The organism is Streptomyces sp. NPDC057616 (assembly GCF_042800575.1).
GTDB lineage: Bacteria > Actinomycetota > Actinomycetes > Streptomycetales > Streptomycetaceae > Streptomyces.
On sequence record NZ_JBHVGU010000002.1, the window covers coordinates 284794 to 307865 of the forward strand.

Here is a 23072-nt window from a genome sequence, read left to right on the forward strand (position 1 = left end):
CGGCCAGGAGCGGTTCGTGTTGTGACGAAGCTATGACGTACCTGGGTGGGCCTTGGGCTTACAGAAGGGGGGTAGGCGGCGATTACCCTTTCCCTTCCGGCCCCTGTCCCACTTATCGGAACGCGAGATACATGACCGTCAACGGCTCTGACGATGTCCTGCTTGTCCACGGCGGAACCCCGCTGGAGGGCGAGATCCGTGTCCGCGGTGCGAAGAACCTCGTACCGAAGGCCATGGTCGCCGCCCTGCTGGGCAGTGAACCGAGTCGGCTGCGCAACGTACCGGACATCCGTGACGTTCGTGTCGTACGCGGACTCCTGCAGCTGCACGGTGTGACGGTCCGTCCGGGTGAGGAGCCGGGCGAACTGGTCATGGACCCGACGCATGTCGAGAGCGCCAACGTGGCTGACATCGATGCCCACGCGGGCTCGAGCCGCATCCCGATCCTCTTCTGCGGGCCGCTGCTGCACCGCCTCGGGCACGCGTTCATCCCGGGTCTCGGCGGCTGCGACATCGGCGGCCGGCCCATCGACTTCCACTTCGACGTGCTGCGGCAGTTCGGCGCGCGGATCGAGAAGCGGGCGGACGGGCAGTACCTGGAGGCGCCGCAGCGGCTGCGCGGCACGAAGATCCGGCTGCCGTACCCGTCCGTCGGCGCGACCGAACAGGTACTGCTCACCGCGGTGCTGGCCGAAGGTGTCACGGAGCTCTCGAACGCGGCCGTGGAGCCGGAGATCGAGGACCTGATCTGCGTCCTGCAGAAGATGGGCGCCATCATCGCGATGGACACCGACCGCACCATCCGCATCACCGGCGTGGACAAACTGGGCGGTTACACCCACCGCGCCCTCTCCGACCGCCTGGAGGCCGCCTCGTGGGCGTCCGCCGCGCTCGCGACCGAGGGCAACATCTACGTCCGCGGCGCCCAGCAGCGCTCGATGATGACGTTCCTCAACACCTACCGGAAGGTGGGTGGCGCCTTCGAGATCGACGACCAGGGCATCCGGTTCTGGCACCCCGGCGGCCAGTTGAAGTCCATCGCGCTGGAGACGGACGTGCACCCGGGCTTCCAGACGGACTGGCAGCAGCCGCTGGTGGTCGCCCTGACCCAGGCCACCGGCCTCTCGATCATCCACGAGACGGTCTACGAGTCCCGGCTCGGCTTCACCTCCGCGCTCAACCAGATGGGTGCTCACATCCAGCTGTACCGCGAGTGCCTGGGCGGCTCGGACTGCCGCTTCGGCCAGCGCAACTTCCTGCACTCGGCCGTCGTCTCGGGCCCCACCAAGCTGCAGGGCGCCGACCTGGTCATTCCCGACCTGCGCGGCGGTTTCTCGTACCTCATCGCCGCCCTCGCGGCCCAGGGCACGTCCCGGGTCCACGGCATCGACCTCATCAACCGCGGCTACGAGAACTTCATGGAGAAGCTGGTCGAACTCGGCGCCAAGGTCGAACTCCCGGGCAAGGCCCTCGGCTGAGCCGGCCCCCGGGGAGCGCCCCGCGGCAGGACATGGCCCGACAGGCCGCGTCGCGCCGCGGCACGGGGTCGCGCCGTTTCCGGCCGGACGCCCGGGGGTCGTCCCCCGGGCAGACACAGCGCGGCTGACGCCCAGGGCCTGCCGGACGGCGATCCGCACGACGATGGGGCGGCACCCTGGTGGGTGCCGCCCCATTGGCGTTCTTGCGCCGTGCATCGTCCGGACGTGCTACGCGCCGTACATCGTCCCGTGATGCACAGACGGCGGGGTCACTTGCCCTTCGCGGCTTCCTTGAGCTTGCTGCCCGCGGAGACCTTCACGCTGTAGCCGGCCGGGATCTGGATCGGGTCGCCGGTCTGCGGGTTGCGCGCGGTGCGAGCGGCACGGTGGGTGCGCTCGAAGGTCAGGAAGCCAGGGATGGTGACCTTCTCGTCGCCCTTGGCGACGATCTCGCCGACGGTCTCGGCGAACGCGGCCAGCACGGCGTCGGCGTCCTTGCGGGTCACCTCGGCGCGGTCGGCCAGCGCGGCCACCAGCTCACTGCGGTTCATGTTGTTACTCCCGTGTTCTTCTTGCCGTTGAGGCGTGCCACGCGGCGGAGCCGCGAGTGGGCACGGTGAAGCCGATGCTGCCAGGGCCCTCGGTGAGGCCCCGGACCCGGGTCCGACGTCAGACCCTCGCGCCCAGAGACGCATCCTGCCCCCACCTGCGGCGCGAAAGCCAATCCGGCACCCGCAGGAGTCGTGAGAACACCCTTGGGAGTCACACGAAAAGAGGGCCTGAGCCTGGCCGACACGATAAACGGCGATCGGCAGGCCCTGGTTCCACGACGCGCCGGTGCAAGGCCTTGCCGTGGCGATACTCACAGCCTACGCACATCCGCGCCGCCCCGGCGATTACGCCCCCGTCGCGGCCTTCGCGGCATCCCGCACCGCACCCGCCACCGCGCCCGCGACCTTGTCGTTGAACACGCTCGGGATGATGTAGTTCGGGTTGAGCTCGTCCTCGGTGACCACGTCCGCGAGGGCCGTCGCGGCCGCAAGCATCATGTCCGTGTTGACGGTGCGGGACTGCGCGTCCAGCAGACCGCGGAAGACACCCGGGAAGACCAGCACGTTGTTGATCTGGTTCGGGAAGTCGGAGCGGCCGGTGGCCACAACCGCCGCCGTCTGACGGGCGATTGCCGGGTCCACCTCGGGGTCGGGGTTCGCGAGCGCGAACACGATGGCGCCGTCCGCCATGGCGGCCACGTCGTCGCCGTCCAGCACGTTCGGGGCCGAGACGCCGATGAACACGTCGGCGCCGCGCACGGCCTCCTTCAGCGTGCCGGTCAGGCCCTCGGGGTTGGTGTTGTCGGCGATCCAGCGCAGCGGCGAGTCCGCGGGCGCCTCGCGCAGGTCCTCGCGGCCCGCGTGCACGACGCCGTGGATGTCGGCCACGACGGCGTTCTTCACACCCGCGGCCAGCAGCAGCTTCAGGATGGCCGTACCGGCCGCGCCCGCACCGGACATGACGACCCGGATGTTCTCCATCGCCTTGTCCGTGACGCGCAGTGCGTTCGTCAGGGCGGCGAGGACGACGATCGCGGTGCCGTGCTGGTCGTCGTGGAAGACCGGGATGTCCAGGGCCTCACGCAGCCGCGCCTCGATCTCGAAGCAGCGCGGCGCGGAGATGTCCTCCAGGTTGATGCCGGCGAAGCCGGGGGCGATCGCCTTCACGATCTCGACGATCGCGTCGGAGTCCTGGGTGTCCAGGCAGATGGGCCAGGCGTCGATGCCGGCGAACCGCTTGAAGAGGGCCGCCTTGCCCTCCATGACCGGCAGCGCGGCCTTCGGGCCGATGTTGCCCAGGCCCAGCACCGCCGAGCCGTCCGTCACGACCGCAACGGAGTTGCGCTTGATGGTCAGCCGGCGGGCGTCCTCGGGGTTCTCCGCGATCGCCATGCACACGCGGGCCACACCGGGCGTGTAGACCATGGACAGGTCGTCACGGTTGCGGATGGGGTGCTTCGACGCCATCTCGATCTTGCCGCCGAGGTGCATCAGGAACGTACGGTCGGACACCTTGCCGAGGGTCACGCCCTCGATGCCGCGCAGCTGCTGGACGATCTCGTCGGCGTGGGCCGTGGAACTCGCCGCGATCGTGACGTCGATACGGAGCTTCTCGTGGCCGGAGGCGGTGACGTCGAGGCCGGTCACCGAGCCTCCGTGGGACTCCACGGCGGTGGTGATCTGGGAGACCGCGGTGCCGCTCGCGGGCACCTCCAACCGGACCGTAATCGAGTAGGAGACGCTGGGCGCCGTTGCCATGGCCGACTTCCTCTGCTTTCACCGTGACGCTGGATTTGCCGTCCGATCGTCGCACCTACTGTCGAGTAGGCGTTAGTCGCCCCGGATTGCGAACGTTTTGTTCACGACGAGAAGAGGCCCGCGTCACAGAGTGAGTGACGCGGGCCTCCCGCAGTTCAAGTGGCACCGACCCGCCATGCTCGCCTCGCGGCAAGTGGTCGCTCGTAGCGACGAAGGTTGGGCCCGGGGGCTTGGATCGAGCCGGTGCCACATCCAGGCTAACAAACAGATCCCGTAGGGCCATTCCCGTGCCGAGAGTTCATCCGGTTCTCATCAATCGCGCAGCAGGTCGGGCACGCCGTCCGCGTCCGGCTGGTCCCGGTCACCCGACACCACCGTCAGCTGCTGGGTCGCTCGGGTGAGCGCGACGTAGAGCACCCGCAGTCCGGCCGGGGACTCGTCGGCGATCTCGGCCGGGGAGACGACGACGGTCGCGTCGTACTCCAGGCCCTTCGCCTCCAGGCTGCCGAGGGCCACCACCCGGTCGTCGAGCCCGGTGAGCCAGCGCGCGGCCTCCTCCCGGCGCTGCATGGCGACGACGACGCCGACGGTGCCGTCGACGCGGTCGAGGAGCCGGGCGGCCTCCTGGCGGACGGTCTGTGCGAGAGACGTCTCCACGACCGTGAAGCGGGGGCGCACCCCCGTGGACCGCACGGCCGCCGGGGACTCGGTGCCGGGCATGGCGAGGGCGAGCACCTTGGCGGCCAGCTCGGCGATCTCGGCCGGGTTGCGGTAGTTCACGGTCAGCTGGAAGCGGCGGCGGGGGCGGGTGCCGAGGGCCTCGTCGCGGGCCTCGGCCGCCTCGTCCACGTCGGACCAGGAGGACTGGGCCGGGTCGCCGACGACCGTCCAGGTGGCGTGCCGGCCGCGGCGGCCGACCATGCGCCACTGCATCGGCGTGAGGTCCTGGGCCTCGTCGACGATGACGTGCGCGTACTCGGTGCGCTCCTGCGCCAGCCGCTCGGCGCGCTCGCGCTGCGACTCCTCGCGCACCGGCATCAGTTCCTCCAAGCCGGTCAGCTGGTCGAGCGGGTCCAGCTCGCGCCTCCGCTTCGGGCGGGCCGGGAGGCCGAGGATCGCCTGGAGCTCGTCGAGCATGGCGATGTCGTGCACCGAGAGGCCGTCGCGTCTGAGCGAGCGGGCGACACGGCGGACCTCGCCGGGGTTCAGGATGCGGCGGGCCCAGCGGCCCAGGCGCCGCTCGTCCGCCATCGCCTCCAGCACGGACCTGGGGGTCAGCTCCGGCCACCAGGCGTCGAGGAACTCGATGAAGGGGTCCTCGGAGGAGATGTCGTCGTCGAAGGAGGAGCGCAGTTCGGCGGCGAGTTCCGGGTCGGTGTGGCGGGCGGCGGAGCCCGACTGCTCCCACAGCGCGTCGAGCAGCAGCTTGCGGGCGCGCGGGCGCAGCAGGTTCACGGGCGCGGTGCCGCCGAGGGCGGCGCGGCGGATGCGTTCCAGCGCTTCCGCCTCCAGCTCCAGACGGCGCCCGAAGGCCACCACGCGCAGCCGCTGCGGCGCGCCGTCCCGCTCCAGCGCGCCCCGCGCCGCCTTCCGCAGCACCTTGAGCATGCGGTACGAGCCCTTGGCGCGGGCGGTGGACGGGGAGTCGTAGAGCGTGGCCTCGGCGCCGTCGACCAGCGAGCCGATCGCGCGGATGGCGACCTGGCCCTCCTCTCCGAGCGAGGGCAGGACGCCCTCGGTGTAGGCGACCAGCAGCGGGGTCGGGGAGACGATGAGGATGCCGCCCGAGTAACGGCGCCGGTCCTGGTAGAGGAGGTAGGCGGCGCGGTGCAGGGCGACGGCCGTCTTGCCGGTGCCGGGGCCGCCCTCCACGTAGGTCACGGAGGCGGCGGGGGCGCGGATGACCAGGTCCTGCTCGGCCTGGATGGAGGCGACGATGTCCCGCATGGTGTGGCTGCGGGCCTGGCCGAGCGCGGCCATCAGGGCGCCGTCGCCGACCACGGCCAGCTCGTCGCCGCCGAGGAAGGCCTTGAGCTCGGGGCGCATCAGGTCGTCCTCGACGCCGAGGACCTTGCGGCCCTTGGAGCGGATGACGCGGCGGCGCACGACCCGGCCGGGGTCGACGGGGGTGGAGCGGTAGAAGGGGGCGGCCGCGGGCGCCCGCCAGTCGATGACGAGCGGGGCGTACTCGGAGTCGAGGACGCCGATCCGGCCGATGTGCAGGGTCTCGGCGATGTCGGCCGTGCCGTCCTCGCGCACGGCTCCCTCGGCGGGTTCCACGGCGGTGTAGGCGCCGTCGGGCCCCTTCTTGCCGTCCTTGCCGAGCAGCAGGTCGATCCGGCCGAAGAGGAAGTCCTCGAACTCGTTGTTCAGGCGGTTGAGATGGATGCCGGCCCGGAAGACCTGGGCGTCCCGTTCGGCGAGGGCGCCGGGTGTGCCGACCTGGCCGCGCTGGGCCGCGTCGTTCATCAGGAACTCGGCCTCGTGGATCTTCTCCTCGAGGCGCCGGTACACCCGGTCGAGGTGTTCCTGTTCGACGCTGATCTCCCGGTCGCGACGTGAGTCGTGATCCGGGCCGACCGCGGTTTCCTGCTGAGCCTGTGCGGCCACCGGGCCCCCTTCTGACGTGCTGGGCAGCCGTCAACCGTACGCGAAGGGGACCCGGCAAAGCTACGTAGGCTACGCGTCGATCTGCACCAGCTTCTTGCCGTCGAAGGTCATGACCTCGAAGTGGTCGATCTGGTTGGGCTGGAAGGCGGCGCCGCCCTGCGCGTAGAGGGGCAGCTTGGCCTCGGGTGCCTTGGCGTTCGGGATGCCGTAGCCCCACTTGGGGACGGACCAGGACGACATCGTCTCGCGCTCGCCGTTCTTGCCGACGGCGATGAGCGAGCACTTCAGCGGGCCCTTGACGTTGCTGAGCTCGACGACGCCCCAGGTGCCCCAGTCCTTCTTCTCCATCGCCACGGTCGCCTTGACCTTGGTGGAGGCGTCGGTCGCCGTCACCTTGTCGGAGATGGTGCCGAAGGCCGCCTTGGCGCCCGCCGCCAGCGGGGTGGCCTGGGTGCCGGAGTCGTTGCCGCCACTGGCCGCCATGACCGTCAGCGGGCCGCCGATGATCAGCGCGGCCGCGGCCGCCACGAGGTAGAAGCCCTTGCGGCGCTTCTGCGCCCGGCGCTCGGAGACCTCGTCGACGAGCTTCTCCGCGAGCCGTGGGCTGGGCCGTGCGGAGAGGGACTCGCCGATCGCGGGCGATCCGGTGCCCGGCAGGTCCGCGAGGGCGGCCAGCATGGGCTCCATCCCGGCCAGCTCGTCGAGCTGCTGGGCGCACCATTCACAGGTGGCGAGGTGTGCCTCGAAGGCCGTGGCCTCGGCGTCGTCCAGGATGCCGAGGGCGTAGGCACCGACCGTCTCGTGCTCGCTCGGGCCCGGAGATCCCATCATGGAGCCAGACATACCCGAACCACCTGTGCCGAATCCCTGGTTACCCCCGTAAACACTCATCACGCCGTCACCCCCCGCTCCTCCAGTGCCAGCTTCATCGACCGCAGGGCGTAGAACACCCGAGACCGCACCGTGCCACTGGGGATGCCCAGCGTCTCAGCCGCCTCATTGACCGTACGCCCCTTGAAATACGTCTCGACGAGCACCTCCCGGTGGGCCGGGGTCAGGTCGTCCAGCGCGTCCGACAGCGTCATCAACCACAGCGCCTTGTCGATCTCGTCCTCCGCGGGGATGACCTCCAGCGGCGACGGATCGACCTCCTGCGGCCGGGCCTGCCGGCTGCGGTGGCCGTCGATGACGATGCGACGCGCGACCGTCACCAGCCAGGGGCGTACCGATCCGGTCGCTCGATTGAGCTGACCGGCGTTCTTCCAGGCACGGATTAGCGTCTCCTGAACCACGTCCTCGGCGCGTTGCCGGTCTCCGGCCACGAGCCGGAGGACGTACGCAAGGAGAGGTCCGGCGTGCTCTCGATACAGGGCACGCATCAGCTCCTCATCTGGTTCCGAGGGCTGGGACATGCGATGTCGGGCCCTCGATCCACGTTCATTGGCCACGACGGAATCCTTGCGCACGCCCACCTCCGATGTCCGGGGGTTCCCCCAGCCGGTCGCTCGCCCACACGTACGGATGTGGTGCGCGCCATGTTCAAAGTGGGGTGACAGTTTTCTGCGGCGTGACGTGACGAGGGGGGACATGCGGTCACATTCCCACCCGGCGATCTTTACATTTCCGCCACACTGGCAAGATCTGCGCTGGTGCCCGTGTCACGCCTGAGGCAAACGGTGTGTAATCGAAATCACTTCGACAGCAGTTTCACAGAAACAGCATAGAAGCGACATAAGGGATGTCAGGCGCGTGCCAGCGCGGCCCTCCGGCGGTGCCGGGCCACCCTCTCCCGGTTCCCACAGACCTCACTGGAGCACCATCGCCTCCTGCGTCCCCGGGACGAATCGACGTAGACGATCGGGCAGTTGTCGCCCTCGCACTGCCGCAGGCCGGCCCAGGCGACGGGGTCGGTGAGCAGCTCCACGGCGTCCCGGGCGATCGCTCCCAGCAGCTGCGCGCACTCGGGCGGCGCGTCCAGCTCGCGGACGAGGGAGCCGTCCGGGGTGCGTGCGGCCCGCGGGGCGGGCGGTGCGACGCGGGCGGCCTCGTTCACCCGGGCGAGCGCGATGTCGTACGAGGGGCGGGGCTCGACCGCGAACCGGCCGCGGATCAACTCGCCCACGTGTCCGCGCAGTTCGCGGAAGCCCATCAGCCAGGACGCGTCGGCGTGGGCGAGCGGGGTGCCGGGCGGGGCGAGGCCGGCCGCGGTGATCCAGGCGCGCAGCACGTCGAGGGAGTCGAACCGTTCCTCGGGATGGGTGGTCGCGAGGAGGTCCAGGCAGATCCGCCCGGCATCGAACCGCAACTCGTACGCGACCGTGGCCGTACCCAGTGCCATGTGCCTGTCACCGCCTGGCTAGGGGACCCGAGAGGGGGGAGAACCGATCCCTCTACAGTGCATGCCCGTTCGCGCGGCCGGAACCCCTCGGAACGGCGGCCGGTGGACGGCCGCTTATGCGGGTGCGCGTCTCGGCGATGTTCCGGGCCGGGCGCCGTCCGTTGACTGGGTTCCATGACAACCCACAGCAGGAGTACGGGACTCGTACTGGGCGCGGCCACGGTCGCCATGGGCCTGATCGCCGGGGTCTACTACATCTTCGCGTGCTGCGTGATGCCGGCGCTGGCCCGCAGCGACGACCGGGTCTACGTCGAGGTGATGCGCAACATCAACGACGTGATCCAGAACCCGGTCTTCTTCCTCAGCTTCCTGGGCGCGCTGCTGCTGACGGCGGTGTCGGCCTGGCAGCTGCGGGGCCTGCCCCACCGCTGGTGGGTGTGGGCGGGGCTCGCGGCCTACGCCCTCGGCTTCCTCACCACGATCGCCGTCAACATCCCCCTCAACGACGACCTGTCCCACATGACCGACCCGACGGCGGCCCGCGCGCACTTCGAGGACCCGTGGGTGGCATGGAACGTGGTGCGGGCGGTGCTCACGACGGTGGCGCTGGGCTGTCTGGCGCGGGCGCTGGTGCTCTACGGCCGCATGACTCGGGGGGCCTGTGAGCACCGGGCAGACACTCTCAGCCCGTCCGGTGCTTGAGGACGAGGCCGTTCAGGCCGAAGCGGGGGTCTGGGGGCCGCAAGCCCCCAGCGACGTCGCCACCGACGCCGGGTGCCTTCCTCACGCGTCCGCGTACTTCGCGTCGGCCGCCGGGTCCAGTGCCAGGCGGTAGCCGCGCTTCACCACCGTCTGGATCAGTTTCGGAGCACCGAGTGCCGTGCGCAGGCGGGCCATCGCGGTCTCCACCGCGTGCTCGTCGCGCCCGGCGCCGGGAAGCGCCCGCAGCAGCTCCGACCGCGCCACCACCCAGCCCGGCCGCCGCGACAGCGCCCGCAGCAGCGACATCCCGGCCGGCGGCACCGGCTTGAGCTCGCCGTCGACGAGGACCGCGTGGCCGCGGATCTCCATCCGGTGCCCGGCGACGGGCAGCGAGCGCGCCCGCCCCGGCAGCTCCTGGCAGAGCAGCTGCACAAGGGGCCCGAGCCGGAACCGCTCGGGCTGGACGGTGTCGATGCCGTGGGCCTGCAGCGGCAGCGCGGTCACCGGGCCCACGCAGGCCGGCAGCACGTCGTGGTGGAGCGCGGCGAGCAGCTCGGCCGTCAGCCCCCGCCGCTCGGCCCGGTCCAGCAGCGACACCGCGGCGGGCGCGCTGGTGAAGGTGATCGCGTCCAGGCCGCGCGAGACGGCGGCGTCCAGCAGCCGGTCCACCGGCCCGATGTCCTCCGGCGGCATCCACCGGTACACCGGCACCCCGACGACCTCCGCTCCCCCGGCCCGCAGCGACTCCACGAACCCGGGCAGCGGCTCGCCGTGCAGCTGTACGGCGACCCGGCGCCCGTCGACGCCCTCCTCCAGCAGCCGGTCCAGCACCTCGGCCATGGACTCGCTCGACGGCGACCAGTCCTCCGTCAGCCCGGCGGCCCGGATCGCGCCCTTGACCTTGGGCCCGCGCGCGAGCAGCTCGACCTCGCGCAGCCGTGCGAGCAGCGACTCGCCGAGCCCCCAGCCCTCGGCGGCCTCCACCCACCCCCGGAAGCCGATGGCGGTGGTGGCCACGACCACGTCCGGTGCCTGGTCGAGCAGATCCTTGGTCGCCGCGAGCAGTTCGCTGTCGTCGGCCAGCGGAACGATGCGCAGGGCGGGTGCGTGCAGGACGGCGGCTCCCCGTCGCTGCAGCAGCGCGCCCAGCTCGTCGGCGCGGCGCGCGGCCGTCACGCCGACCGTGAAGCCGGAGAGCGGCCCGTGCCGGCCGGTGTCGGGTTGCTGCTGTTCGTCGTACATGGCTCTCGTCCCGAAGAGTCGTCGTGCCTGCAGTACGGCGGTACTGCCTGCATGCCGATCGAGCCTGTCAACGGTCCGTGACAGGCTCGGTTCGGCTTGATGTCGCCGGTGTTACGTCACACCTCGGCATAGCTGAGCTGCGGCTTCGCCTCTGCGGCGGCTGTCGTCGTGGTGTTCGCCGCCGCCCTTCGAAGGTATACGGCCCAGGTGACCATGAAGCAGAGCGCGTAGTAGGCGAGGAAGGCGACGAAGGCGCCCGTGCCGGAGCCGTAGGAGAGGAAGGACTGGCGGAAGGCCAGGTTGATGCCGACACCGCCGAGCGCGCCGACCGCGCCGATCAGGCCCATGGAGGCGCCGGAGAGCCGGCGCCCGTACTTGGCGGCCTCCTCGCCCTCCAGCCCCTTGGCCAGGGCCTTGGCCTGGAAGATGCCCGGGATCATCTTGAACGTGGAGCCGTTCCCGATGCCGGTCAGCGAGAACAGGACCACGAAGGCGCTCACGAACAGCGGCAGCGACTTCTGCATGCCGGCGGCGACCAGGACCGCGGTGGCGGCGGCCATGGCCACGTAGTTGTAGAGGGTGATCTTCGCGCCGCCGTACTTGTCGGCGAGCCAGCCGCCCACCGGGCGGATCAGCGAGCCGAGCAGCGGGCCGACGAAGGTGAGGTACGTGGCCTGCAGCGGGGTGCGGCCGAACTGGTTCGTCAGCACCTGCCCGAAGGCGAAGCTGTAGCCGATGAAGGAACCGAACGTCCCGATGTAGAGGACGGACATGATCCAGGTGTGCGGGTCCCTGGCGGCGTCCTTGGCCGCGCCGGTGTCGTTCTTCACGTTCTCGATGTTGTCCATGAAGGACGCGGCGAGGACGGCCGCGACGACGATCAGCGGGATGTAGATCCCGAGCAGCACCCGCGGACCGCCGCCGGCACCGATGACCGCGAGGGCCACCAGCTGGATCGCGGCCACGCCGATGTTGCCGCCGCCGGCGTTGAGCCCGAGCGCCCACCCCTTCTTCCGCAGCGGGAAGAAGGCGTTGATGTTGGTCATGGAGGAGGCGAAGTTGCCGCCGCCGATGCCGGCCAGCAGGCCGACCAGCAGGAAGGTGGAGAAGGAGGTCCCGGGCTCCATGACCGCGAACGCGGCCACGCTCGGCACGAGCAGCAGGCCGGCCGAGATGACCGTCCAGTTCCGGCCGCCGAAGACCGCGACGGCGAAGGTGTAGGGCACCCGGACGACCGCGCCGACCAGGGTCACCATCGACGTCAGCAGGAACTTGTCGGCCGGGGTGAGCCCGTACTCCGGGCCCATGAAGAGCACCAGCACGGACCACAGGGTCCAGATCGAGAAGCCGATGTGCTCGGAGAGCACGGAGAAGAGGAGGTTGCGGCGTGCGACCTTCTCTCCGGTCTCGTTCCAGAAGGTCTCGTCCTCGGGATCCCACTGCTGGATCCAGCGGCCAGCGGCTTTCATGGCGCCTCCACGTGCTCCGGGGTGATGTCCCGAAGTTAGGGAGGCAGAGTTTCCGCGCTGTGGCACCGGGTGACCGGAAGGGAACGTTGCTCTCACCCCGCACGCCGGCGGGATGAGAGGTACCGCGCTCGTACGTTACGAACAGCTCTCAGCGCTGGGGCGACTGCCAGTTGGGGTTCTGCTGGGGGTAGGGCTGCTGCGGCGGGTACGGCTGCTGGGGGTAGGGCTGCTGCGGGTACGGCTGCTGCGGGGCGTAGGGGCCGGAGGCCTGCGCGGGCTGCCCGTAGGGCTGGGGCTGACCGTGACCCTGCGGCTGGCCGTAGGGCTGGGGCGGCTGCTGAGGGTATCCGTACGGTGGCTGCTGGGGCTGCGGCTGCGCGCCGTACGGGCCGTTCGCGAAGGGGTTGCCCTGGCCCGGCATCCCCGGCATCTGCGCACCCGGCGCCTGCATCCCCGGCGGCAGATACCGCTGCCGGCCGGTCTCGTCCGTGATCGGCATGAAGCCGGCCGCCTGGAGCCGCTGGGCGAACTTGGCGTTGCGCTTGCGGTTCACGAGCAGGCCGATGCCGAAGATCCCCATGAGCAGGACCCAGACGATGCCCGCCACCACGAAGTCGACGACCTCGCCGCCCGCCCGCACCCCGGCGATCGCGCAGGCGGCGGTGACCCCCAGTGCTCCGTACCCCATCCGCTTCTCGGCGTTCTTGCCGGTGAGGTCGAACTGGATGCGGGCCTTGAGGAGTTCGAGGGCGTCGGGGACGAGCGGCGGCAGGGACACCCCGTCCCCGGCGTTCGGGTACTGCGCCCAGTTCTGCGCCGCCCGGGCCCGCGCCTGCGGGCTCGGGTCGGGCACGATCAGCATCTTCAGCTGGTTGTTGCGGGAGCCGGTGTGCCGGGCGTCCATGTACTCGTAGCCGAACTGCTGGGCGACGAAGGCGAGCCGGGACAGCTTCTTCACGGACGCCATCGGACTGGTGAGTTCGACGGGCTCCCCGCCCGCCATCAACCGCAGCATCTTCTGGACCTGCCGCTTGCTCATCGCTCCTGCTCCCCCGTGGACACGCCGTTCACTTCAGCAACCGGGGCAGTCTGTCATGCACGCGAGGCGGCAGGGAATCGCGGCTGGGGCACTTGACGGGGGCTTGACCGTCGTACGCACAGGGGGCCGCGCCCCTGGCCCGGTTATTCTCTACCGGACCCCGCACAGGAATGGGAGAGTCCATGTCGGCCGAGTCGAGGCCCGAGCACTCGAAACACAGCGCTCCGCTGCCGGGAATGCCGTCTTCGCCCTGGGGTTGATCGTCGTTCTGGCGACCACGGTCCTCGGCGCCTTCGCGGCGGTTGCGCTTCTCCTCGACGCGGCCGACACAGGACCGCTGTCCTCGGCGATCCCCGACGACGGGCGCAACGCCCTGGTGATCGGGGGGATCGCACTCGGCGGGGCCACCGGACTGGTGCTGCCGGTGGTGTTGTTCGGCATGGTGAAGGGCAGCGAGGAGACACCCAGGGTCGGCGCCGGCGCGGCCGGGCGGAAGCTGTTCGCCCTGCTGGCCTTCGATGTCTACGTGCTGATCCTCGCGGTGGTCGTGGCCCAGCTCGGCTGGCTCCTCCCCTGGCCATGATCCCCCGGGAGAGGCTCGGGCTGCCTTCACGTCAGGCTGAGTGACTCCGCCAGCCCGTCCGCGACCTTCTCCAGTTCCTCGCCGAAGCCCAGCGTCGACCACAGCAGCCGGCATTCCAGCGCCGTGGAGTGGCGGCTCGCCAGGACGTAGTGGGCCATCCCTTCAAGGACACCGCCGCTGTCGGACTCGGGGGCCGTGGGTTCCAGGCGGTGGACGCGCAGTGCCGGTCCGAGGGGGAGGTCGACCACATCGAGGTCCTGCTCCCCGAAGAACGGCCCCTCCGCCCCCGCGACCTCGGCCCGGAACGCCGCCATGGTCAGGCACTCCGGCGGAACTCTGAGCTCCCGCACGGTGTAGCTCGCCATGACCGCGCCGTCGGCCGGTGCCAGCAGGGCCGCGCACAGGGCACCCTGCCGCCGTGCCCCGCCCCAGTACCAGAGCAGATCCGAGGTGAATGCCTCACGCCACTGAGGCCGCGCCCCGCTGTCGAGGTGCTCGTCGGCGAGGGCGCGGGCCCAGGCCTCGGGGACTGGACCGAATGCCGCGTGGCGCTGCCCGCCCTGCAGAACTGGCTGGTCCTGGACCTGGCGACGGAGCCCCCGTCATGCCTGGCGCATCTTAGCGATCGACAGCCGGGTGGCACGGAACCCACATCGACCCGTCACGCCCTCCGGCGTCCCCCGCGCTTCGCCCCGTTCGGCCACAGCCGGGGGCTCCGCTTCGCCGCGATGTCCTCGATCCAGCCGAAGGAGACGATCGCCAGGCCGATCAGCGGCCAGACGAGGACGAACATCCAGAGCATGTAGGTGGAGTCGAGGGTCGCGGAGGCCCGGTCGCTCTGCATGAAGGGGAGGTTGTAGGCCTGGTCGATGATCGGGACCGTGGCCATGATCAGCAGGTTGTGCCAGAGGTAGATGGTGACGGCCCGGTTGTTGGCCAGGGTCACCAGCTTGTCCCACCTGGCGAGGCGGCCCGGGAGCTGCTGCCAGGACGGCGAGTACTGGAGCAGGATCACGACGAAGCCGAAGGACCAGGTGGCCTGGGCCAGCGGGATGTCGTTGAGGTCCCAGCCGTCGGGGCCGAGATGGCCCGACGCCCACCACAGGCCGAAGGCCATCACCAGCGTCGCGCAGGAGACGGCGATGTAGCGCGGGACGCGCTGGAGCAGGCCCTCGTGGTGGGCGAAGCCCAGCACCCAGCAGCCGCCGTAGACGGTGAAGTCGGTGATGGCGTTGCCGGTCTCGCCGGGGATGGACACCAGGCCCGTGCCGACGACCGCCGTCAGGGCCAGCGGGGCGAGCAGCGTCGCCCACGGCACGCGGCGGAACGCCCACAGCAGCAGGGGCGAGGCGACCACGAACCACAGGTACGCCCGCAGGTACCACAGCGGGCCGCACGCCTGCACCGCCCAACTGTCCTCCAGCAGGCCCGACTTGGAGCCGATATGCCAGGGGTAGGGCGGAGCGCCGATCGGCACGAGGTAGTTGAACAGGTCGACGATGCCCCAGGTGCCGCCGGTGTCCGGGTCCTTCACCGGGTTGTAGCCGCCGGCGAACATCATCACCAGCACCACCGCGCTGAACGCCCACAGCGGCGGCAGCAGCCTGCGCAGCCTGCCCCGGATCACGCTCACCGCCGGACGGCTGAGCGAGCGCGCCATCAACGAGCCGGCGAGCGCGAACATCACACCCATGGAGGGGAACAGCACCGACAGCCAGGCCCAGCCGAACAGGTGGTAGACGACCACGCGGACCAGCGCGATCGAGCGCAGCAGGTCCAGGTAGCGGTCCCGGCCCGGCTTCTTGGGCGCGGGCCCGGTCCCGGGAGCCGGCGCGGCCTCGGGCGCCGGGGCCGCTTCGGGCGCCGGTGCCCCGGTCCGGGCCCGCTGCTGGGGCCAGGCCGGCGGCCGCTGCTGCTGGACGCCGTACGCCGGCGTCGACTCCGGGGTCCCGGTCCCGGTCGTGTATCCGTGGGTCATGCCACGGGCCTCCGATCACTGCTGCGCGTCCGCTGGGAGGGCACCGGGCCGCCGGGTGCCTCCACGACACCCGTGCGCCGCAGCTTCTGCCAGCGCAGGCGGCCGCCGGTGAGCGCCGTGATCCAGGACTGGAGCAGCACGACGTACATGAGTTGGCGGTAGAGGATCTGCTGCAGGGGCAGCGAGATGAGATGGGTCATGCGTTCGCGGTCGAGGCGGAAGGCGTACGCCGCGCAGACCAGCTGGACGGCGAGCACGCCGAGCCACGCCACGATCGTCTTCTGTGTGGGGCCGAACACGACGCCGTACAGCAGGAAGACGTCGATGAGGGGCGCGAGCAGCGGCGCGACGACCATGAACATCGCCACCAGGGGCAGTCCGACGCGGCCGAAGCGGCCCGAGGGGCCCTTCTCCACGATCGCCCGGCGGTGCTTCCAGATCGCCTGCATGGTGCCGTACGACCAGCGGTAGCGCTGCGACCACAGCTGCTGGACCGACTCCGGCGCCTCCGTCCAGGCCCGCGCGTTCTCGGCGTAGACGACGCGCCAGCCGTCGCGGTGCATGGCCATGGTGATGTCGGTGTCCTCGGCGAGCGTGTCGTCGCTCATGCCGCCGACCCGCTCCAGCGCCGAGCGCCGGAAGGCGCCGACCGCGCCGGGGATCGTCGGCATGCAGCGCAGGATGTCGTACATCCTGCGGTCGAGGTTGAAGCCCATCACGTACTCGATGTGCTGCCAGGCGCCGATCATCGAGTCCCGGTTGCCGACCTTGGCGTTGCCGGCCACCGCGCCGACCTTCGGGTCGCCGAAGGGCTGCACGAGCTCCCGTACGGTGGCCGGTTCGAAGACGGTGTCGCCGTCCATCATCACGATGATGTCGTGACTGGCGTTGGCCAGGCCGCGGTTGAGGGCGGCGGGCTTGCCCGCGTTCAGCTGGCGCACGACCCGCACGTTCGGCAGGCCCATCGCCTCCACGATGCGCGCCGTGCCGTCGCTGGAGCCGTCGTCGACGACGATCACCTCGACGGGGTGCTCGCTCGCCATCAGTGAACGCACCGTGTTCTCGATGCACTTGGCCTCGTTGTACGCCGGCACCAGCACCGTCACCGGTTCGGTGACCGGCGGTCCCCAGCGGAAGCCCTTGCGGCGCACCCGGCGCGCATGGGCCCCGGACAGCAGGAGCATCAGCACGAAGCGGCCGATGACCGTGGCGCCGACGACCGCGAGGGCGACGACCATCACGCCGGTGATGTCGTCCGAGGCGCCGACCAGGAAGATCCACGCCCTGCCCTTCCACAGGTCGACGCCGGTGACCGGGGTCAGCGCGCTGGGAGCGTCGAGCGCCTCGGTGAGGTTGTCGAACCGGTAGCCCTTCTCCTGCATCTCCGGCAGGAATGTGTCGAGGGCCTCGACGGTCTGGTGGCGGTCGCCGCCGGAGTCGTGCATCAGCACGATGGCGCCCTTGCCGCCGTGCGGGGTGGCGTTGCGGATGATCCGGTCGACGCCCGGCTTCTGCCAGTCCTCACTGTCGGTGTTGTTGACGACGGTGAGATAGCCCTTGGTGCCGATGTACTCCGTCACCGGCCACGACTTGTCGTCCATGGCGTCGGCGAAGGAGGAGTAGGGCGGGCGGAAGAGCGAGCTGCGGATGCCGGCCGCGCCGGCGAGCGCCAGCTGGTTCTGCGACAGCTCCCAGTCGATACGGCTCTTGGACTGGTAGGAGAGGTCGGGGTGGTTGAAGGTGTGCAGGCCCACCTCGTGACCCTCGTCGACCATGCGCCTGACGAGCTCGGGGTAGCGCGAGGTCATCGTGCCGGTGACGAAGAAGACCGCGTGCGCGTGGTGCTTCTTGAGCACGTCCAGGACCTTGGGGGTCCAGGTCGGGTCGGGGCCGTCGTCGAAGGTGAGGACCAGGCGGTGGTCGGGCACCTTCAGGCTGGTGGTACGGCCGCTGCGGGTGTCGATGACCGGGCCGCCGTCCAGGATCTTCTCCGGGACCTTGTCGGTGGCCGCCTCGGGCTGGATGCGGTGGTCGGCGAGGATCTCGCTGTGCACGTAGCCGCGCAGCATCAGCATCGCCACCAGGGCGACGAGCAGGAGCATGGGCAGCAGCAGGCGCATGGGCAGGCGGCGACGCGGGGAGCCGCCACGGGCCGTGGTGGCGGGCCCGTGACGGCGGGTGCGGGATGCCATCAGAGGGTGGTCTCCGGGGACGGCGCGAAGGAGGCGAGGGCGGTGGCCGGGCCCTCGGCGACGGGCGAGGGACTGCCGGCGTCGTTGGCCACGGGGGCGTTGCCGCCCGAGCCGTCGACCGGGGTCTCGGTGGGCGCGACGGTGGTCTCGGTGGGGGTCGGGTCCGAGGTGGCCGGCTTGGTCGAGCCGGCCGTCGTCGTCGGTTTCGGGTCACCCAGGCCGGACGTCGGCTTGCTGGTCGACTTGGACGGCTTGGCGTCGGGAGAGGTGGACGCCCCCGGCGTGGTCGGGCCGGAGGACGCGCCGGGAGCCGCGGCGCTCGCACCCGGCGACGGCGTCGAACCGTCGGCGGCCGTCGGCGTCGCACCGGCCGGCAGACCGGAGGTGCCGGACGGCACCGCCGAGTCGGCGGGGCGCGTGGTGGGCTCGACCTGGCCGGCCGGCTTCTCGTCCTTCTGGCCGGGCACCGGCAGCCAGGGCGCGTCGGAGCTGCCGGAGAGCAGCGTGGCGACGATGACCACGGCGTAGACCGCGCAGGCGATGCCGACGGCTATGCCCAGGCGGCGGAAGCGGCGGCTGCGCCGGCCCGACTCGTCGACGAAGACCGGTCTGTCGGAGCTCTCGGAGCCGCCGCCCGGTTCGCCGGCGGCCGAACGCAGCCGGGCGTCGTGCAGGCTCACGGCGTCGAGCTGGACGGTCACCTCGTGCGGATCGTGGGAGTGGGCGGACTCGCCCACCGGCTCCCACGGGTCGCGCAGCCCGGCGGCCCGGTCGTGCCCGGCCGCGGCTCTGCCGTATCCGGCCACGGCTCTGGAGCCGCCGGTCAGCACCTCGGTGCTGTCGGTCGGCGGCTGCTTGCGGTCGAGGTCGGGGAAGTCCCCGGGGCCGAGGCCGGCGAAGTCCCCACGAGAGACTCCGCTTGCCCGGGTGTCCGGAAACGACTGGGTGGTCGACTCTCCGCCGACGTCCCCCGATGTCGGAACGACCTGGGTCCCTGATGCAGGCTCGGGCCATTCCAGTTGGGCGTCTTTCCGCCACTTTTTCACATGCACGCACATCCCCCCACGGGACTGTTCCGGGTGCGCGTACGACTCGAGCACACGTCGACCGAACCCAGCCCCCACTGGATTCGAGCGCCCCCTTTACCACAACGTGCTCGGACGAAGAATGTAGCGCACGGGCAGGTCCTGTGTTGGCCACGTGTCAATTAATGGGACGGCTGAGAGCCGCATCGATGGCTGGAAACCACCCATCAGTCGGTACCTGAAGCCACCCTTCCGCGGCCGACAACTCACGCGCCGCCCGTCGAAGCGCGTCGAATCCGGGGTGCACCAGGCCCTTCCGCCATACAAGCGACACGGGTGACAAAGGAACAGGGTCCACCAGAGGCCGCCTGATCGTTCCCGGCATGGCCGGAAAATCCACCACCGCCAGAATCGGGTTCCGCGCCTTGGCCATGATCCGCTGGAATTCCTCGTCCCCGACGGCCAGGGGAACGGGCGGCGCGATATCGATGCCACGACCGTCGAACAATCGCCGAGCCAGATCGGTCCATTCGGTCGTCCGCGGGTTCCCGGCCCCCGCGTACACCGTCTCCCCCGCGAGCGCGGCGAGCGGCACCGCCTCGCGCGCGGCCAGCCGGTGGTCCGCGGGCAGCACGACCGCCATCGGCTCGTAGCGCACGAGCTGGTGCTCCAGGCCGGACCGCAGCGCCGGGTCGAGGCCCGCGAACCGCCCGAAGGACGCGTCGAGCCGCCCCGCGAGCAGCTCGCCGGCGGCGCCGGTCAGGCCGCTCTCGTAGCGGGCCATCAGCTCCTGGTCGGGGGCGAGTTCACGGGCCCGGTGCAGCACGCGGCGCGCGGTCACCTGGTCCCGGTAGTTGAGGTCGACCAGCAGGGGCCGCGCCTGCCCGAAGGCGGCGAGCAGCGCGTCCTGCGCGTCCAGCACCCTTCGCGCGTACGGCAGCAGCCGCTCGCCGTCGGCGGTCAGCGCGACCTGCCGGGTGGAGCGCACGAACACAGCGGTGCCGAGCTCCCGTTCCAGCCGCCGCACGTCCCGGCTGAGCGCCTGCTGGGCGACGTAGAGCCGGGCGGCGGCGCGGGTGAAGTGCAGCTCCTCGGCGACGGTGACGAAGGCGCGCAGGAGGCGGGGGTCGAGGTGACCGGACGCGGGCATCCGGCGAACTTACAACAGGAGTGCGTCAATCGGTACGCAGAAGGTGTTGGACCCCTTGATCGGGTACGCGCGACGGTGGTGGCCATGCCGCAGCCGACGCCCCGGAAAGACCTGCTGTTCACCGTCACCGCCGACACCCTCGTCGCCGTCGACCTCCGCCCCCGTACCGGCCACCGCCCGCCCGGCCCCTACCGCCGCCTCTTCACCGTCCCCGGTGCCCGCGCCTTCACCGCCGGCAACCTGCTGGCCCGGCTGCCCATGGGCATGTTCAGCCTCAGCGCGGTCGTGATGATCGCCGGGGCGCGCGGCTCGTACGCGCTCGCCGGCGCCGTCACCGCGACCGGTCTCGCGGCGACCGCGGTGGTGGCGCCGTGGACCGCGCGGCTCGTCGACCGGCACGGCCAGGCGCGGATCGCCGTACCGGCGACGGCCCTCGCCGTGCTCGGCTCGCTCGCCCTCGTCCTGTGCGTGCATCTGCGCGCCCCCGCCTGGACCCTGTTCGCCTCCTACGCCGCCACCGCCACGACCCCGAACACCGGCGGCATGTCCCGCGCCCGCTGGGCCCATCTGCTCAAGGGCGACGACCGTGCAGTGCACACCGCGAACTCCTTCGAACAGGCCGCCGACGAGCTGTGCTTCATGCTCGGCCCGGTGCTCGCGGCCTTCCTGTGCGGCACGTTCTTCCCGGAGGCGGGCACGCTGGCCGGGGCGGTGCTGCTGCTGAGCGGCATGCTGCTGTTCGCGGCACAGCGCTCGACCGAGCCGCCGGTACGGCCGCACACCCGCGCCCGGTCCCCGTTCCGCGCCCCCGGCATGCCCCCGCTGCTCGCCGTCTGCCTCGCGACGGGCGCGGTGTTCGGGTCCACGGAGGTCGTCACGATCGCCTTCGCGGACGAGCAGGGGCACCGCTCGGCGGCGGGCGTCGTGCTCGCGCTGCAGGCGGCGGGCTCGTGCGCTGCCGGGCTGCTGTTCGGCGCGCTGCCGCTGACCGGGCCCGCCGCCGCCCGGCTGCCGTGGTGCGTCGCGGCGATGACGGCCCTGCTCACCCTCCCCCTGCTCGCCGCCTCCCTCACCGGTTCGCTCCTGCTGCTCGCGGGTGCCCTGCTCGTCGCCGGCATGGCGACCGCCCCGACCATGGTCACGACCATGACGCTGGTGCAGCGGCGCACCCCCGAGGGCCGGCTGAACGAGGGCATGACGCTCGCCGTGACGGGCCTGCTCGGCGGTATCGCCTGCGGCTCCGCGACCGGCGGCTGGACGGTCGACCACCTCTCGCCCGAGGCCGGGTTCGGGGTGCCCGCGACGGCCGCGGCGGTGGCCCTGATGATCTCCCTCGCCCACCGCATCCCCACAGATCCGAACAGGATTTCCCGTCCGATGCATTGACGGGCCCGCCGACCCCACCTACCTTCGCCCGTCGAAGCGCTTCGACGTCACGCATCGAATCGATTCGACACGAGGGCAGGATCGCCGCGTGGCGCACTGATACCTGTCCGGCTCTCCTGGAGGCAGGGATGTTGACGGCACGAAGGCGTGTGATGACGATCACGGCCACGATCCTGGGTGGATCGCTGGTCATGGCGGGTTGCGGCGGCTCGGACGGAGGTTCGTCCTCCGACGCCAAGACGCTCCGGCTCTGGCACTACGAAGGCCCCGACAGCGCGATGGGCGTGGCCTGGAAAGAGGCGATCAAGGAGTTCGAGGCGAAGCATCCGGGCGTGAAGGTGAAGTTCGAGGAGAAGGGCTTCGAACAGATCCAGAAGACCGCGCCCATGATCCTCAACTCCTCGGACGCGCCCGACATCATGGAGTACAACAAGGGCAACGCGACCGCGGGACAGCTCGCCAAGCAGGGCCTGCTCACCGATCTGAGCGCCGAGGCGGCCCAGCACGGCTGGGACAAGAAGCTCAGCGCGGGCGTGGCCACGACCAGCCGGTACGACACGAACGGCGTGATGGGCTCCGGCAAGTGGTACGGCGTGCCCAACTACGCCGAGTACACGATGGTCTACTACAACAAGGACCTCTTCAAGAAGTACAACATCGCCGAGCCGAAGACGTTCGCGCAGCTCACGGCGGCCATGGACGCCTTCGTGAAGAAGGGCGTCACCCCGCTCGCCAACGCCGGCGCCGAGTACATGGCGCAGCAGTACCTGTACCAGCTCGCCCTCTCCAAGGCCGACCGCTCGTGGGTCGACTCCTACGAGCTGTACAAGGGCAGGACCGACTTCCACGACGCGGCCTGGACGTACGGCGCGACCACCTTCGCGGACTGGGTGAAGAAGGGCTACATCAGCAAGAAGTCCACCAGCACCAAGGCCGAGGACGCGGGCGTCTCCTTCATCCAGGGCAAGTCTCCGATCCTGTTCTCCGGCAGCTGGTGGTACGGCCGCTTCCAGACGGAGGCCAAGTTCGACTGGGACTCCACCCTGTGGCCCGGCTCGAACCTGACCCCGGGCTCCGGCGGCAACCTCTGGGTCGTCCCGAAGAACGCCAAGAACAAGGAACTGGCCTACGACTTCATCGACATCACCATGTCGAAGAAGATCCAGAACCTGCTCGGCAACAAGGGCGGCATCCCCGTCGCGGCCGACACCGCCGCCATCACCGACCCGAAGTCCAAGGAGCTGATCTCCAACTTCAACACCGTCAGCGGCCGGGACGGGCTCGCGTTCTACCCGGACTGGCCGGTCAACGGCTTCTACGACGTCCTGGTCTCCGAGACGCAGAAGCTGATGACGGGCGGCGAGAAGCCGGACGCGTATCTCGACGCCCTCCAGCAGGCCTACGACAAGGGCGCGCCGAAGCAATGACGGTGACCGTCGAACGGGGTGCGCGGGCCGTCGGCCAACAGCCGGGCTCCCGCCCCCTCCCCCCCCCTACCCCCCACCCATCCACCCCTTTCCCTTCTCCCCGCCCCCCCCCCTTTCTTACTACCCTCTTCTTCCCCTTCCTTC

At 70.7% G+C, this 23072-nt stretch carries 19 protein-coding genes; 5 read left to right on the top strand and 14 right to left on the bottom strand.

What is annotated here, in order from left to right; translation table 11 throughout:
- Positions 1-131: 131 nt before the first annotated feature.
- Positions 132-1478: a UDP-N-acetylglucosamine 1-carboxyvinyltransferase gene (murA, locus tag ACFU97_RS03160; RefSeq protein ID WP_384250115.1), complete on the top strand. Its 1347-nt coding sequence runs from the start codon at positions 132-134 to the stop codon at positions 1476-1478.
- A 269-nt stretch (positions 1479-1747) separates the two neighbouring features.
- Here murA and ACFU97_RS03165 read toward each other — a convergent pair whose 3' ends face one another.
- The 6 genes from ACFU97_RS03165 to ACFU97_RS03190 form a co-directional block, all read right to left on the bottom strand.
- On the bottom strand, positions 1748-2029 hold the full coding sequence (locus ACFU97_RS03165) for an HU family DNA-binding protein (protein ID WP_007382399.1): 282 nt from the start codon (positions 2027-2029) through the stop codon (positions 1748-1750).
- 345 nt (positions 2030-2374) lie between these two features.
- The gene (locus tag ACFU97_RS03170) at positions 2375-3787 is read right to left on the bottom strand and encodes an NAD-dependent malic enzyme (RefSeq protein ID WP_384250118.1); all 1413 of its coding nucleotides are present in this window, start codon (positions 3785-3787) and stop codon (positions 2375-2377) included.
- A 312-nt stretch (positions 3788-4099) separates the two neighbouring features.
- A complete protein-coding gene (locus ACFU97_RS03175) occupies positions 4100-6397 on the bottom strand; it encodes a HelD family protein (RefSeq protein ID WP_384250121.1) in 2298 nt (765 codons plus the stop codon).
- Between the two features lie 69 nt (positions 6398-6466).
- Positions 6467-7288 (bottom strand): anti-sigma factor family protein, encoded by an 822-nt coding sequence (locus ACFU97_RS03180; RefSeq protein WP_384250124.1) that lies wholly within the window; start codon positions 7286-7288, stop codon positions 6467-6469.
- Positions 7288-7809, bottom strand: coding sequence for a sigma-70 family RNA polymerase sigma factor (locus ACFU97_RS03185; protein ID WP_010039908.1), 522 nt, complete (start codon positions 7807-7809; stop codon positions 7288-7290). Before ACFU97_RS03185 ends, ACFU97_RS03180 begins: the two co-directional genes overlap by 1 nt.
- Positions 7810-8138: 329 nt before the next feature.
- The gene (locus tag ACFU97_RS03190; RefSeq protein ID WP_384250127.1) at positions 8139-8735 is read right to left on the bottom strand and encodes a CGNR zinc finger domain-containing protein; all 597 of its coding nucleotides are present in this window, start codon (positions 8733-8735) and stop codon (positions 8139-8141) included.
- A gap of 174 nt (positions 8736-8909) precedes the next feature.
- Here ACFU97_RS03190 and ACFU97_RS03195 point away from each other — a divergent pair, with 174 nt between their 5' ends.
- Entirely contained in the window at positions 8910-9437 is a 528-nt protein-coding gene (locus tag ACFU97_RS03195; protein ID WP_384250129.1) for a DUF1772 domain-containing protein, read from the top strand.
- Between the two features lie 81 nt (positions 9438-9518).
- Here the strand turns inward: ACFU97_RS03195 and ACFU97_RS03200 are convergent, their stop codons facing one another.
- The 3 genes from ACFU97_RS03200 to ACFU97_RS03210 form a co-directional block, all read right to left on the bottom strand.
- The gene (locus ACFU97_RS03200; RefSeq protein ID WP_384250132.1) at positions 9519-10679 is read right to left on the bottom strand and encodes a uroporphyrinogen-III synthase; all 1161 of its coding nucleotides are present in this window, start codon (positions 10677-10679) and stop codon (positions 9519-9521) included.
- A 116-nt stretch (positions 10680-10795) separates the two neighbouring features.
- A complete protein-coding gene (locus ACFU97_RS03205) occupies positions 10796-12148 on the bottom strand; it encodes a nitrate/nitrite transporter (protein ID WP_384250135.1) in 1353 nt (450 codons plus the stop codon).
- Between the two features lie 148 nt (positions 12149-12296).
- Positions 12297-13187 carry a hypothetical protein gene (locus ACFU97_RS03210; RefSeq protein ID WP_384250138.1) on the bottom strand — a complete coding sequence of 297 codons (891 nt, stop codon included), beginning with the start codon at positions 13185-13187 and terminating at the stop codon, positions 12297-12299.
- Between the two features lie 256 nt (positions 13188-13443).
- Here ACFU97_RS03210 and ACFU97_RS03215 point away from each other — a divergent pair, with 256 nt between their 5' ends.
- Positions 13444-13770, top strand: coding sequence for a hypothetical protein (locus ACFU97_RS03215; protein ID WP_384250140.1), 327 nt, complete (start codon positions 13444-13446; stop codon positions 13768-13770).
- A gap of 26 nt (positions 13771-13796) precedes the next feature.
- Here ACFU97_RS03215 and ACFU97_RS03220 read toward each other — a convergent pair whose 3' ends face one another.
- The 5 genes from ACFU97_RS03220 to ACFU97_RS03240 form a co-directional block, all read right to left on the bottom strand.
- Positions 13797-14135 (bottom strand): hypothetical protein, encoded by a 339-nt coding sequence (locus ACFU97_RS03220; protein WP_384250143.1) that lies wholly within the window; start codon positions 14133-14135, stop codon positions 13797-13799.
- A 296-nt stretch (positions 14136-14431) separates the two neighbouring features.
- On the bottom strand, positions 14432-15748 hold the full coding sequence (locus ACFU97_RS03225; RefSeq protein WP_384250145.1) for an acyltransferase: 1317 nt from the start codon (positions 15746-15748) through the stop codon (positions 14432-14434).
- Positions 15745-17940, bottom strand: coding sequence for a glycosyltransferase (locus ACFU97_RS03230; RefSeq protein WP_384250148.1), 2196 nt, complete (start codon positions 17938-17940; stop codon positions 15745-15747). Before ACFU97_RS03230 ends, ACFU97_RS03225 begins: the two co-directional genes overlap by 4 nt.
- Entirely contained in the window at positions 17940-18998 is a 1059-nt protein-coding gene (locus ACFU97_RS03235; RefSeq protein WP_384250151.1) for a hypothetical protein, read from the bottom strand. The genes ACFU97_RS03230 and ACFU97_RS03235 overlap by 1 nt, the downstream gene beginning before the upstream one ends.
- Before the next feature lie 145 nt (positions 18999-19143).
- The gene (locus tag ACFU97_RS03240; RefSeq protein ID WP_384250154.1) at positions 19144-20115 is read right to left on the bottom strand and encodes a LysR family transcriptional regulator; all 972 of its coding nucleotides are present in this window, start codon (positions 20113-20115) and stop codon (positions 19144-19146) included.
- An 84-nt stretch (positions 20116-20199) separates the two neighbouring features.
- Between ACFU97_RS03240 and ACFU97_RS03245 the strand changes: the two genes are divergently transcribed.
- Positions 20200-21501, top strand: a complete 1302-nt coding sequence (locus ACFU97_RS03245) for an MFS transporter (protein ID WP_384250157.1) — start codon at positions 20200-20202, stop codon at positions 21499-21501.
- A 128-nt stretch (positions 21502-21629) separates the two neighbouring features.
- Positions 21630-22928, top strand: a complete 1299-nt coding sequence (locus tag ACFU97_RS03250; RefSeq protein ID WP_384250160.1) for an ABC transporter substrate-binding protein — start codon at positions 21630-21632, stop codon at positions 22926-22928.
- Positions 22929-23072: the final 144 nt, after the last annotated feature.